The organism is Microbulbifer sp. 2205BS26-8 (assembly GCF_030731025.1).
Lineage (GTDB): Bacteria > Pseudomonadota > Gammaproteobacteria > Pseudomonadales > Cellvibrionaceae > Microbulbifer > Microbulbifer spongiae.
Map to the genome: position 1 here is coordinate 1 of NZ_JAVAMR010000010.1, position 13,889 is coordinate 13,889.

The window sequence follows — 13,889 nt, forward strand, 5'->3', positions numbered from 1 at the left end:
ATCCTCTACTTCACCAAGCTGCACGGGGGCTTCTGCAACGGTAGTAACAGGACAGCGCTGTTCAGCTGCGTATGAAGAGTTGGATGCAGCTTAAACTGACTGGAAAAGCTGTCTTGCCAATGGGGTCCACTTAACTGGTTCAATATCCTGTACGCATTGTATGCGCGAATAGTCACTGTGCCCTGGGCGTAGTAACTGTGGTTATTGGCCCTTAAGTAGGTAAAAGGGTGAGATGAATGGAGAAGTCTGTTGATCTGCCACAGAGTCTACCTGTTTCCTGATCTGCGTCAGTACCCGGTATTATTCCTTTCTTTAAGGTCCCCTGCAGCTCGGCGGCTGCAACCGAAGGCGCCAGTGTGGAAAATGGTTTGGCGGTGGGCTTGTCGCCAGGGGGCAGAAATGTTGCAAGCAGATGTGGCAATTGTTGGGGCCGGGCCTGCGGGGCTGGCGTTGGCGGTGGCGCTGGCCAGGCGGAATTGCCGGGTAGTATTGCTGGAGCGCCAGAGCGAGCAGCATGTGCTCAGTCCCGGTGATGACGGGAGAGAGATTGCACTCACCCATAAGTCTGTGCGGATATTGGAGAGTCTGGGGGCCTGGCAGCGGCTGCGCGACGATGAGATCGGCATACTGCAATCCGCACAGGTTGTGGACGGATACGCCCCGGCCAGTTTGAATTTTGAGACCCGCGGCTGCGGGCCCCTTGGATTTATTGTCTCTAATGCAACTCTGCGCCGGGTACTCTGTGAGGTGGCACGGGAGCACAGTAATATCCAGCTCCACAGCGGCTGTACGGTAACTGGTACCAGGCAGGAATCGGACCGGCGTGTGGTGTGTTGTGGGGAGGGCGAAAGTATTACTGCGGGACTGGTGGTGGCGGCGGACAGCCGTTATTCCGAGGTGCGGCGAATGGCCGGTATCGGTGCAGATATGCGCGACTTTGGTCGCGTGGCGATTGTGGGGCAGGTGCGCACTGAGCGGGCGCACGATGGTATCGCACGGGAATGTTTTCGCTATGGTTCTACCCTGGCGCTGCTGCCCTTGGCGGAGAGTCACACCGCCTCGGCAGTGGTGACCGTGCCTGCCAGTTGCGCTGAGACGATTATGCAGTTGAGTGATACAGCGTTTGCCGCCCGGGTGCAGGCGGAGAGTGTTTCGCAGCTCGGCGGAATCGAAGCCTGCGGCCAGCGTTACAGCTATCCACTGGTTGCCGTGTATGCACACCGGTTCCATGCCGAGCGCTTTGCCCTGGTGGGGGACGCCGCCGTGGGTATGCACCCGGTGACGGCGCACGGCTTTAATCTCGGGCTTGCCGGTGCGGACACCCTGGCGCGGCAGTTGCAAGGAGTTGCGCGCCTGTACCAGCCCGCGCGGCTCGGTCGCGCACTGTCTCGCTATCAATTCCAGCACCGCTTGGAGTCCCGCCCGATTTACTCAGGAACCAATCGGGTGGTGGACCTGTTTACCAATGATCGCCTGCCCGCAAAATTGCTGCGTAAGGCAGTGCTGCGTGTGAGTAATCACTTCCCACCAATTCGCCGGGCTATTGTGCATCAGCTGACGCGCTAAAAAGGACGTTGACGGAAAGGCTGTATCAGGTCTGCAGGTTTTCAGAAAGCTAAAAAGGCAGTAGCCGGCAGCGGCGGGATCGGCCCTGCGCGAGCCGGTGTGATGATGGCTCGGTGTGGGTAGCCAGCGGTGGAGAAGGGCCCCTTGCGGGAATTTCTTCCTTTTCTATACTGATCTGCGGAATAGGGAAAGTGGCTTCCCGGCCAGAGTAAAAACAAATGCCAATTACGGCTTGACTCACTTGGGCCGCAGCCCTAGAATTCGCAGCCTCTTGAGTGGTTGGGTCAGCCCCGCCGCAGGGAAACCAAGATTGCCAGGCTTTGTTTCCTGGAGTTGTTGCGGGGTGGAGCAGCCTGGTAGCTCGTCGGGCTCATAACCCGAAGGTCGTAGGTTCAAATCCTGCCCCCGCTACCAATTTCTTCTTGATACAATGGCTTTGAATGCGCATGTATTGTTGCGGGGTGGAGCAGCCTGGTAGCTCGTCGGGCTCATAACCCGAAGGTCGTAGGTTCAAATCCTGCCCCCGCTACCATCTCGCCTGATACAAAGGCTGTTAATGCGTATTCGTTGTTGCGGGGTGGAGCAGCCTGGTAGCTCGTCGGGCTCATAACCCGAAGGTCGTAGGTTCAAATCCTGCCCCCGCTACCAAATTTGCATTCGCGTATACTGACTGCGCGAATGTGCGGTCAAAGCCCCGTCAGGGGCTTTTTCGTATCTGCAAAGAAAATTGCAGAGGTTTTCGAAGTGGGCCGTAGGCCCATTTTTTGTATGTGGTGACGTGGATGGCGGGCAAGCGCGAATTGCTGGAAGACCTTTTGGCGCCGGTGGTGGCATCGCTGGGGTGTGAGCTTTGGGGTATTGAATACCAGACCCATGGACGAAATGCACTGTTGCGTATCTATATCGACTCTGAAAACGGCATTGCCGTGGAAGACTGCGAAAAAGTAAGCCGCCAGGCCAGTGCAGTGCTGGATGTGGAAGACCCTATCAGCGGTCGGTATACGCTTGAGGTCTCTTCGCCGGGACTCGACCGTCCCCTGTATACCCTGGAGCAGTATGCGCGTTTTGCCGGCGCCCAGATCGAGGTCCGCCTGCGATTGCCCCTGGCTGGCCAGCGCAAATGGCGCGGTCTGCTGGCCGGTATAGAGGGAGATGAAGTGGTGCTGCGTGTGGACAGCGAAAATGAGTATCTGCTGCCAATCGACAGTATCGAAAAGGCAAATATTATTCCCCAATTTACCAAGTAACCTGTTAGGCGCCTGAACTCAGGCGATTTTGAGGCACAGTTACATGAACAAAGAGATCTTGCTGGTAGCCGAGGCGGTATCCAACGAGAAGGGCGTTGACCAGGAGATTATATTCCAGGCCATCGAAGCGGCACTGGCAACGGCCACCAAGAAACGCTACGACGAAGATTCAACCATTGAGGTGATCATTGACCGCCGATCCGGCGACTACGAAACGTTCCGCAGTTGGGAAGTCGTGGATGACGATACCCTGGCCGAACTGGGTACCCAGTTCACCCTGGAAGAAGCCCACGAGAAAGATCCGCAACTGGGCGCCGGCGATTGTTATCGCGAGCAGGTGGAAAATGTAGAGTTCGGCCGTATCGCCGCACAGACTGCCAAGCAGGTGATTGTGCAGAAAGTGCGCGAAGCCGAGCGCGCCAAGGTTGTGGATGAGTACCGCGACCGCGTTGGCGAAATGGTGAGCGGCACTGTCAAGAAAGTAACGCGTGATTTTATTGCCGTGGATCTCGGCAATAACGCCGAGGCGCGCCTGCCACGGGACCAACTGGTCGGCCGTGAGATCTTCCGTTTGGGAGACCGGGTGCGTGCCATTTTGCTGGAAATCCAGCCGGAAGCCCGCGGCCCGCAGCTGGTGCTGAGCCGCTCCTGCCCGGAGATGATTATCGAGCTGTTTCGCATCGAAGTGCCGGAAATTGCTGAGCAGGTGATCGAGATCAAAGGTGCAGCCCGCGATCCGGGCCTGCGCGCGAAGATTGCAGTGACCACCAACGATGGCCGTATCGATCCGGTGGGCGCCTGTGTGGGTATGCGCGGTGCACGTGTACAGGCGGTATCCAATGAGCTGTCCGGTGAACGGGTGGACATCGTGCTTTGGGATGAGAACCCGGCCCAGTTTGTCATCAATGCCATGGCGCCGGCGGAGATTGAATCCATTGTGGTCGACGAAGACACCAGCGCCATGGATGTGGCGGTGGCCGAGGAAAACCTCGCCATGGCCATTGGCCGCAGTGGCCAGAATGTGCGCCTCGCCTCTGAGCTGACCCAGTGGCAGATCAATGTCATGAGTTCCGATGAGTGGCAAAGTAAGCAGAAAGCGGAATCCAGCTCCATCATGCAGGTGTTTATCGATCGCCTGGATATCGATGAAGATGTGGCCACGGTACTGGTGGATGAGGGTTTTACTTCCCTCGAAGAGGTGGCCTATGTGCCTATCGAGGAGATGCTCGAGATCGAAGGCTTCGATGAAGACATCGCCGAAGAGCTACGCGCCCGTGCCAAGGACTCCCTGTTGACCCAGGCGCTGGCCTCCGAGGAGAAGCTGGACGCTTCCGAGCCCCAGGAAGACCTGCTCACGATGGAAGGTATGGAGCGTCACCTGGCCTTTCAACTGGCGAGCCGCGGCATCGCCACTATGGAAGACCTGGCGGAACAGGCGGTGGACGACCTGCTCGATATCGACGGTCTCGACCAGGAGCGCGCTGCGGCGCTGATTATGAAAGCGCGTGAGCCCTGGTTTGCCGATGACAGCGGTGAGCAAACCTAGGTGCACAGGCACAAGACAGACAAATAAGTACCCCCTCCGACCAAGTGACTTTTAGGAGAGAGAATGGCCCAAGTAACAGTTAGCGAACTCGCCAAATCGGTAGGTGCCACCGAAGACCGTCTGCTCAAGCAGATGAAGGAAGCGGGTTTGTCTCACACCTCTGCGAGCGCGGTGGTGTCAGATGAGGAAAAGCAGGTCCTGCTCAACTTCCTGAAAAGCAGTCACGGGGAGCAGGGTGCCAGCCCGCGCAAGATCACCCTGAAGCGCAAGACCACCACGACGCTGAAAACCGGCTCCGGCACCGGCCGCAAGACTGTGAATGTGGAAGTGCGCAAAAAGCGCACCTATGTAAAGCGTCCCCAGGCCGATCTTGCCGCGGAAGCCGGCGAGAGCAGCGCTGCCAAAGCGGAGCGGGAGGCCCAAGCAATCGAGCAGGAGCGACTGCGCGCCGAGGCGGAAGCGGAAGCTGCCCGCCTTGCGGAGGAAGCACAGCGCAAAGCCGAGGCGGAAGCCAAAGCCGAAGCTGAAGCTAAGGTCGCCGAGCAGGCGGAAATTTCGCAAGACACAATAGAGGACAACACTGCACAAAGTGTGGTGAAACAAGCGGAGCCCGCGGCACCGGTTCGCTCCAGCTATGTGGATGATATCGAAGCCATGCGCATCGCCGCGATGGAACGCCGCAAGCAGCAGGCCAAGCAGGAAAAGCTGGAACTCGATGAGAAAAAAGCGAAAGTAGAGGCTGAGCGGCAGCGCACCGCACAGAAAAAAGCGGAGACCGCCACCAAGGCCAAATCCGCGAAAACCGATGAGGTGAAGCCGTCCCTGCGCCGCAAGCTGGAGGCTGTGCCGAGCGATGACGATCGCACTGAGGAGCAACCGCGCAAGCGTCGAGGTCGCCGTTCCAAGTCCGGTCCGAAGAAATCCAGCAAGACCGCTCTGTACGAGCAGGCGCTGGAAGTGTTTGAAGAGGATGAAGCGGAGAAGCGCAGTACGCGCTCCCTGTCCCGACCCACCCTGACCATTAAACCCACCCACGGCTTTAAAAGGCCCACGGCGAAGCAGGTATACGAAGTGCAGCTGGGCGAAACCATCACCGTTGGTGAACTGGCCAAACAGATGAATGTGAAGGCCGGTGAGTTGATCAAGCGCCTGATGAAAATGGGCGAAATGGCCACCATCAACCAGAGCCTGGATCGCGAAACCGCGCAGCTGATTGCCGAGGAAATGGGGCATGCAGTGGTCATGCGCTCCGAGAGTGAACTGGAAGAGCGCCTGGTGGCAGAGTCCCAGGCCCAGGAGGGCACTGAGGTTGCACGAGCACCAGTGGTTACCGTCATGGGGCATGTAGACCACGGTAAAACCTCCCTGCTCGACTACATTCGCAAAACCAAAGTGGCCTCCGGTGAAGCCGGCGGGATCACCCAGCACATCGGCGCTTACCGTGTGAAAACCAACCAGGGCGAGATCGCTTTTCTGGATACCCCGGGACACGCCGCCTTTACCGCCATGCGCGCCCGCGGCGCCCAGGCTACCGATGTGGTGATCCTGGTGGTTGCCGCCGATGACGGTGTCATGCCGCAGACAGAGGAAGCGGTGAATCACGCCCGCGCTGCCGGTGTACCGCTGGTGGTGGCGATCAACAAGTGTGATAAGGAAGCGGCCGATCCGGACCGCGTAAAGAATGAACTGGCTGCAAAGGATGTGATCCCGGAAGACTGGGGGGGCGATACCCAGTTTATCAATGTCTCCGCGCACACGGGCCAGGGCATCGATGACTTGTTGGAGGCTGTCTCCCTGCAAGCGGAGATTCTGGAGTTGAAAGCCAGGATCAATGTGCCGGCCACCGGTGTTGTGGTGGAATCCCGCCTGGAAAAGGGCCGCGGCGTGGTTGCTACCCTGTTGGTGCAAAACGGCGAGCTGAAGCGCGGCGATATCATTTTGGCAGGCCAGAGCTACGGGCGCGTGCGCGCCATGACCAATGAGCACGGCAAGCAGGTGAAGGAAGCGGGCCCCTCCACCCCGGTGGAACTGCTGGGCCTGGATTCAGCCCCAAATGCCGGAGACGAATTCCTGGTCGTGGCGGATGAGCGCAAGGCCCGCGAAGTGGCCGAACAACGTGCGCACAAAGAGCGCCGGGAGCGTATGCAGCGCCAGCAGACCGCCAAGCTGGAAAACATGTTTGCGAATATGGAAGCCGGTGAGAAGAAGGTATTGCCGGTTGTGATCAAAACCGATGTGCGCGGCTCTCTCGAGGCGATTCTGGGCGCATTGGCGGATATCGGCAACGAAGAAGTGTCTGTCAATGTGGTGTCCAGTGGGGTCGGGGGTATTGCCGAGAACGATATCAATTTGGCCCTGACATCCGGCGCTATCGTACTGGGCTTCAATACCCGTGCCGATGTTGCCGCGCGCAAAGTGGCCGAGACTGAAGGGGTGGAGATTCGCTATTACAGCGTGATTTACAACCTGCTCGACGAAGTGAAGCAGGCCCTGTCCGGTATGCTGGAGCCCGAGGTGCGCGAAGAGATCGTGGGGATTGCCGAGGTGCGCGATGTGTTCCGCTCGCCGAAGTTCGGCGCCATTGCCGGCTGTATGGTCACCGAGGGTACCGTATACCGCAACAAACCGATCCGCGTACTGCGGGATAACATTGTTATCTACCAGGGTGAACTGGAGTCCCTGCGCCGCTTCAAGGACGACGTGCAGGAAGTGCGCAACGGCATGGAGTGTGGTATCGGGGTGAAGGACTACAACGACGTAAAGTCCGGCGACCAGATTGAAGTTTACGATATCATTAAAGTTGCCCGCGAACTGTAATACTCGCCGCCCGGATGAGATGAATCGCAAACCCGCCCGGCCACTGCCGGGCGGGTTTTCCTGTCTTTAAACCGCCATCCCCTATAGGTACAAAATGGCAAGAGAATTTCACCGTGCAGATCGCGTTGCCGATGCCATGCGCCGCGAGCTGGCCCAGCTGATTCAGCAGGAAGTGCGCGACCCGCGCCTGGGTATGGTCAATATCAACGACGTTGCAGTCAGTCGCGACCTGACTGTTGCCAAGGTCTTTGTCACATTTGTGGGCGAGGATGATCCCAGCCAGATCAACACCTCGATGAAGGTGTTGAACAAGGCTGCGGGTTTCCTGCGCAGACTGCTGGCGCACGCGATCCAGATGCGGGCTATTCCGCGTCTGCAATTCCACTACGATGAAACCTCTGTGCGCGGACAGGAACTTTCCACATTAATTGATAAAGCGGTGCTGGCCGATCGCAAACACCGCGACGACAATAGCGACGCTGGTGAAGATTGACGATGGGCCGCAGACCGAAATGGGGCCGGCCGGTACACGGCGTGCTGTTATTGAACAAGCCCGCCGGCATCACCGCCAGTCATGCCCTGCAAAAAGCCAAACGACTCTTCTTTGCCAACCGCGCGGGGCACACCGGTGCGCTGGACCCAATGGCAACCGGTGTACTGCCGGTCTGTTTTGGCGAAGCCACCAAGTTTTCCCAGTACCTGCTCAATGCCGACAAACGCTATCGCAGCACCTTCTGCTTCGGCATGAGCACCACCAGCGGTGATGCCGATGGCGATGTGCTGGAAACCAGGGATGCCTCGGGCCTGACTGAGCGGGATGTGCTCAAGGCCATGGCGGAGTTCCGCGGTCTTATCCGGCAGGTGCCCTCCATGTTCTCTGCCCTCAAGCACAAGGGCCAGCCGCTGTACAGGCTGGCGCGCCAGGGGATTGAGGTGGAACGGGAGGCGCGTGAAGTGAAGATTTTTGAATTTGAGTTGCTGGGTTTTACGCCCGGCAAACAGCCCCGTGCCGAGGTGGTGGTGCACTGTTCCAAGGGGACCTATATTCGCAGTATCGCCGAAGATCTGGGCCGGGCCCTGGGCGTTGGCGCCTATGTGGCGGCACTGCACCGCAGCGCGGCCGGCCCCTATGACGAGGCTGGTGCAGTGACGCTCGATGCGCTTGCCGAAGAGCGCGGCGAAGGCAAAGCAGAAGAGCTGGACTATCATCTGCTACCGGTGGATTCCCCCGCCTCTTCTCTGCCGAAACTCACCCTGCCGAACGACTCCGGCTACTATGTGCGTCAGGGGCAGCCGGTAATGGATTTACAGGTCTATCGTGTCGGTGCAGAAGGTGATATGGTGCGCCTCTTCCTGGAAAGTGGCGATTTTCTGGGCGTAGGAGAGATTACCGACGACGGGTGCGTTGCCCCGCGGCGTCTGGTAACGGGCACTTGAGCGGCACTCGCTGTATCGGTGAAAACCGGTGGCGCTGCGCGTGAAGGTGTCCGGGCGGGCTTGCCCGCGATAGCGATTAGCTGGTCTGTAAATATGCACGGGCCAGCCGGATCTTTGAAAGCATATTACGATGAGGTCACACGTTATGGCACTGACTGCCACTGAAAAAGCAGCCATCCTGAAAGAGCACGGCCAATCCGAAGGCGATACCGGTTCCCCGGAAGTCCAGGTAGCCCTGCTGACAGCCAATATCAACAAACTGCAGGGTCACTTCTCTGCGCACAAGCAGGATCACCATTCCCGCCGGGGGCTGATCCGCATGGTAAATCAGCGCCGCAAGCTGCTGGATTACCTCAAGCGCAAGGATCTGAGCCGTTACGCACAGCTGATTGCCAAACTCGGCCTGCGTCGCTAAGACCCTGGAAAGCCCGCCTCTGGCGGGCATTCTTTTTCATGCATACTGAAAAGTGGCGCCTTGTCACTTTTCAGAAGTGACGCTGCACAGTCTCTCAGGCATTGTCGAGCTGTCGTGCGGCACCTGTGCCGGCCATCCCGGCCGGTGGCGGTACGCCCCCGTACCACCCTGGGCAAAGGGCTTGGAACCTGCGCCCGGGCAACCATTGTAGGGGTTACTGGAATGGGCCAGTAACCGTAAGGAAATAGGAAAAACTAGTGAATCCAGTAAGCAAAACCTTCCAGTACGGACAGCATCAGGTCACCATCGAGACCGGTCGCATCGCGCGCCAGGCCACCGGTGCAGCCCTGGTGACCATGGGTGAAACCGTTGTCCTGTGCACCGTTGTCGGCGCCAAGGAAATGAAAGCCGGACAGGACTTCTTCCCACTGTCTGTGCACTACCAGGAAAAAGCCTACGCGGCCGGCAAGATTCCCGGCGGCTTCTTCAAGCGGGAAGGTCGCCCGTCTGAAAAGGAAACCCTGACCTCGCGCTTGATCGACCGCCCGATTCGCCCGCTATTCCCCAAGGGCTTTATGAATGAAGTACAGGTGATGATCACGGTCCTGTCCGCGGAGAAGGATATGGACCCGGATATCGCCGGTATGATCGGTACATCTGCAGCACTGTCGGTATCCGGTATTCCCTTTGCCGGCCCGATCGGCGCTGCGCGCGTGGGCTACACCCAGCAGGATGGTTATCTGTTGAATCCGGGTTACAGAGCCCTGAAAACCTCCGAACTGGAGATGGTGGTAGCGGGTACCAAAGACGCTGTGCTGATGGTGGAGTCCGAAGCACAAGAGCTGCCGGAAGATATTATGCTGGGCGCTGTGCTGTATGCGCACCAGGAAATGCAGGCCATTATCCGGGTTTGCGAAGAACTCAAGGCGGAAGCCGGCAAGCCCCAGTGGAGCTGGCAGCCACCGGTGGAAAACACCGAGCTGAAAGCCGCCCTGGAGAGCCAGTTTGCCGGCAAGGTTGCGGAAGCTTACCGTATCATCGACAAGCAGGCCCGCAGCGCCCGTCTGGCTGAACTGCGCAGTGAAGCTGCCGAAGCACTCTCTAGCGAGGAAATAAGCGCAGATGAGGTAAAAGGCGCCTTTGGCAAGCTGGAGAAGCAGCTGGTGCGCGGTTCCGTGGTGCGCGGCGAGTCCCGCATCGACGGTCGCGACAACAAGACCGTGCGCCCGATTACTGTGGAAGTGGGTGTACTGCCGAAATCCCACGGCTCTGCCCTGTTCACTCGCGGTGAAACCCAGGCTCTGGTAGTGGCGACTCTCGGCTCTACCGGCGATGCCCAGATCATCGATGCCCTGGAAGGTGAACGCAAAGACTACTTTATGTTGCACTACAATTTCCCCCCTTACTCCGTTGGTGAAGCGGGGCGTGTAGGTGCTACCGGTCGCCGCGAAATCGGTCACGGCCGCCTGGCCCGCCGCGGGATTGCCGCTGTGCTCCCCGATCCGGACAGTTTCCCTTACACCGTACGCGTGGTTTCCGAGATTACGGAATCCAACGGTTCCAGTTCCATGGCCTCTGTGTGTGGTTCCAGCCTGGCACTGATGGATGCCGGCGTGCCCCTGAAGGCGCCGGTGGCCGGTATCGCCATGGGCCTGGTGAAGGAAGATGAGGGCTATGCGGTACTGACTGACATTCTCGGTGATGAGGATCACCTGGGTGATATGGACTTCAAAGTGGCCGGCACCGCTTCTGGTGTGACCGCACTGCAGATGGATATCAAGATCGAAGGGATCACCGAAGAGATTATGGAAACCGCCCTGGAGCAGGCCCTGCAGGCGCGCCTGCACATCCTTGCGGAAATGAACCGGGTGATTGACTCCTCCCGCGCCAGTGTGAACGAGAATGCGCCGCGCTATGCGACCCTGAAGATCCATCCGGACAAAATCCGCGATGTGATCGGCAAGGGCGGTGCGACGATCCGCTCTATCACCGAAGAGACCGGCGCCTCTATTGATATTGAGGATGATGGCACCATCAAGGTCTTTGGCGAGGATGGCGAGAGCCTGGAAAGCGCAGTGACCCGCATTGAGGAAATCACCGCGGAAGCCGAGATCGGGGCGATCTACGAGGGCACCGTGGTGCGTATTGTGGATTTTGGTGCGTTCGTTAATTTCCTGCCGGGCAAAGATGGCCTGGTACATATCTCACAGATCGCCGAAGAGCGTGTGAATGCGGTGACCGACTATTTGAGCGAAGGCCAGAAAGTGTTTGTGAGGGTGCTCGACGTTGACCAGCGCGGGCGTATCAAGCTATCCATCAAGGAAGCCAACGCCGATCGGGCGGCCGCCGCCGAGACAGCGGGACAGGGCAGCGGCGAAGTGTGAGTCTGCAAAGCTCGCAGGGAACCCGGCCTTGTGCCGGGTTTTTTTATGGCTTTTGATACAGGGGGAAGGGCCGGGGCATGGTCCCGTGCCCACAGATTTTCAGCTAGAATCTGGGCAAAAACAGGGAGACTAACCGTGCACAATCTTTGGCTTCTGGACCTGATGCTCGGTCTCACTGCCCTGTTGCTTGCCAATCAGTATTGGTATTTGACTCGCGCGCAATTTCAGTCGGCGGCTCTGATGCTGGTTGCTGCTCTTGCCCTTATTGCCCTCGCCGCGATTGCGGGCGCCTACCGCTACGGTATAGACCCCGGCGTGACTGAACTGCACCGGGCACTGACCCGTCTCTCCGGCTACGCCGCTTTCCTGCTCATCGGCATCGGCCTGCTCTGGGTGCGCCTGGGTTTGCGCTGGGGAGCAGACAGTCGCGCGCCGGCTTATGTGGTGGTGGCGGTGGTGCTCGCATCATCGATCGGTCTCGGAGAAAGCGGCCTGCTGGCGCCCCGGTGGGTAGTCGATCTGTACTCGACACTGGGCCTGCTGCTGTGGCTGCTGGTGGCGTTACTGGAATGGGTTTCGCCGCGCCGGCTGAGCCGCACACAGGCTTTCGTGCTGGGTGGCGGCGCTGTACTGGTGGCTGTTAACGTATTGTTTGTCGGCACCGGTGCCAGGCAGCTGCTGGGCCTGGCGCGCACCAACTGGTTCCATCTGCTGTTGGCTATTTCGGTATTTTCCCTTTTGAGTGCGCGTCCATTGTTTACCCGTACTGCGGACGGGCGACGGGCTTGAGGCGTTTGAAAAAGCGTGGATGACAGGGCAGGTAAGCTGGTTCTGTCGCAAACTTCTCGTTTGCCAGAAATACACCTATGGCCTGGACGCAATTATTCTGCGAGCGCCATGAATTGTTGATAGGTCGGGATACCCTCTTGGTTCAGCTGCCCTTTGCGAATCAAATGGCAGTTTCGATACCATCAATTGTGGCCTGAGCTGAATGAAACGCCTTGAAACCCATCATTGGCTTGGTTATCCGTTTAATGAATCGGTGATCTTGTTCAATGATATTGTTCAGGTATTTGACTTGCAGGATATCAATGAGCAAGAACCAGAAGCTGAAGAGGAACAGGCAAAAATTTATGTTTTTCAGTCCTGCTAGGTTTGCTCCGCTTTTATCCATGACTACTTTTTCAGGCAAGCCATTATTGCCGATAGCTCTATCAAAAAAGGCCGTAGCAGCCTGCTCATCTCGAGCTTCAGACAACATAAACTCAATGGTATTGCCGTGTTTATCAATGGCTCGATACAAGTAGACCCACTTACCTTTGACTTTGATGTAGGTCTCATCCATTCTCCACGAAGTAGCTACGCTACGCTTTTGTTTTTGCGCCTGTTCTGCAATCAGCGGAGAGTAGCGGACAACCCAGCGATTGATTGTGGCGTGAGCAACGGTGACGCCGCGTTCCTGCATGATCTCTCAAAGGTCTCGGTAAGAAACCGAATAACGCACGTAAAAAAAAAGACTGCGTACAGGATCACATCTTTTGGGTAGTGGGTACCTTTAAAATTGATCAAAATTCAAGCACTCAAAGCTAAGATTAAGAAAATAGGGTGTCTTTTTACTAGAGAAGCAAGGAGAGTACAATCTTTGCAACAGAACCCTTTGCTACAGCACCCCTGGCAAATGCACTCTGCTTGAAACCCGTCCAGGCCGGGTTTGCAGTGCCTTGGTCGGCCTTTCCTGGCCAGTGGTGCCACTAACGGGGGAAAGGCCGCAAGCGGGTTTTGGCTGAAAGCATTCACCCCAGGTGAAGCACTGAAAAACAAGATGCTCTTTAGAGGCGAATTGATACGGTGGTGGCTAAAGTTGCGCAATGGTCGATGGTGGCTTTGTAGCAACCGATAGTATGCAGTTGGCATTACCGATGAAGTCAAAGCTAACCATACCCTTTACTCCGGTGATGGCCAGCTTGTTTCTTGATTGATAGATATCCCCCTCCCTCCGCAATCAGGATGGTTGCAATACCCAGGAACACTATAAACTGATGTGGTGAACGCCTTCTGCCAGAGCCGGAATCACCCCCCAATAAAGCCGAGATGCCCACTTCCATTTCGGGTACAAATTGCAAGAACCACCATAGAAAAAAATGGAAAGAACCGTTACGCAACAGAATGTGTGCCATATGCCCGCAGCGTTTTAAACGGTATTTTAATAATCCAGTGGCTTGTATACATTCCTCTTTGGGTACACATAAGCCGGTCAGGAAACTGTAACAGCACCGAACCGGAAGGTAATAGCATGCCTGAGGAGCGGTTTCTGCTGAAATCCATCAGTTGCTAAGCCCTGGAACTCAAGGTGCTTCTATCGGGTCTCACCTGCCGGCCCTATATTCCCCGGCCCGCCTTTGTATTGAGCTGTGATCCTCTCCATCAACAACAGATCACCGATTAGTTTCAGCGTGAAATTTTGACGCTTATTTGCT

General features: G+C 57.4%; 9 protein-coding genes, 3 tRNA genes and 1 pseudogene. 12 read left to right on the plus strand and 1 reads right to left on the minus strand.

Annotation, left to right across the window (positions count from 1 at the left end):
- The first annotated feature begins 399 nt into the window (after positions 1–399).
- The 12 genes from ubiM (at position 400) to Q5Y71_RS05245 (ending at position 12,201) form a co-directional block, all read left to right on the plus strand.
- Entirely contained in the window at positions 400–1,566 is a 1,167-nt protein-coding gene (gene ubiM / locus Q5Y71_RS05190; RefSeq protein ID WP_306040649.1) for a 5-demethoxyubiquinol-8 5-hydroxylase UbiM, read from the plus strand.
- Between the two features lie 337 nt (positions 1,567–1,903).
- Positions 1,904–1,980, plus strand: a tRNA-Met gene (locus tag Q5Y71_RS05195).
- Between the two features lie 41 nt (positions 1,981–2,021).
- A tRNA-Met gene (locus Q5Y71_RS05200) sits at positions 2,022–2,098 on the plus strand.
- A 39-nt stretch (positions 2,099–2,137) separates the two neighbouring features.
- Positions 2,138–2,214, plus strand: a tRNA-Met gene (locus tag Q5Y71_RS05205).
- Positions 2,215–2,348: 134 nt separating this feature from the next.
- Entirely contained in the window at positions 2,349–2,813 is a 465-nt protein-coding gene (gene rimP / locus Q5Y71_RS05210) for a ribosome maturation factor RimP (protein WP_301414648.1), read from the plus strand.
- 43 nt (positions 2,814–2,856) lie between these two features.
- On the plus strand, positions 2,857–4,359 hold the full coding sequence (nusA, locus tag Q5Y71_RS05215; RefSeq protein WP_306040650.1) for a transcription termination factor NusA: 1,503 nt from the start codon (positions 2,857–2,859) through the stop codon (positions 4,357–4,359).
- 63 nt (positions 4,360–4,422) lie between these two features.
- Entirely contained in the window at positions 4,423–7,176 is a 2,754-nt protein-coding gene (gene infB, locus Q5Y71_RS05220; protein WP_306040651.1) for a translation initiation factor IF-2, read from the plus strand.
- Positions 7,177–7,270: 94 nt separating this feature from the next.
- A complete protein-coding gene (gene rbfA, locus Q5Y71_RS05225; protein WP_301414645.1) occupies positions 7,271–7,669 on the plus strand; it encodes a 30S ribosome-binding factor RbfA in 399 nt (132 codons plus the stop codon).
- Between the two features lie 2 nt (positions 7,670–7,671).
- A complete protein-coding gene (gene truB, locus Q5Y71_RS05230) occupies positions 7,672–8,613 on the plus strand; it encodes a tRNA pseudouridine(55) synthase TruB (RefSeq protein WP_306040652.1) in 942 nt (313 codons plus the stop codon).
- 145 nt (positions 8,614–8,758) lie between these two features.
- A complete protein-coding gene (gene rpsO, locus Q5Y71_RS05235) occupies positions 8,759–9,028 on the plus strand; it encodes a 30S ribosomal protein S15 (protein ID WP_091386577.1) in 270 nt (89 codons plus the stop codon).
- A 257-nt stretch (positions 9,029–9,285) separates the two neighbouring features.
- Entirely contained in the window at positions 9,286–11,412 is a 2,127-nt protein-coding gene (gene pnp / locus Q5Y71_RS05240) for a polyribonucleotide nucleotidyltransferase (RefSeq protein ID WP_306040654.1), read from the plus strand.
- A 135-nt stretch (positions 11,413–11,547) separates the two neighbouring features.
- Positions 11,548–12,201: a hypothetical protein gene (locus Q5Y71_RS05245; RefSeq protein WP_306040655.1), complete on the plus strand. Its 654-nt coding sequence runs from the start codon at positions 11,548–11,550 to the stop codon at positions 12,199–12,201.
- Between the two features lie 92 nt (positions 12,202–12,293).
- Here the strand turns inward: Q5Y71_RS05245 and Q5Y71_RS05250 are convergent.
- Positions 12,294–12,984, minus strand: a pseudogene (locus Q5Y71_RS05250) (IS6 family transposase).
- Positions 12,985–13,889: the final 905 nt, after the last annotated feature.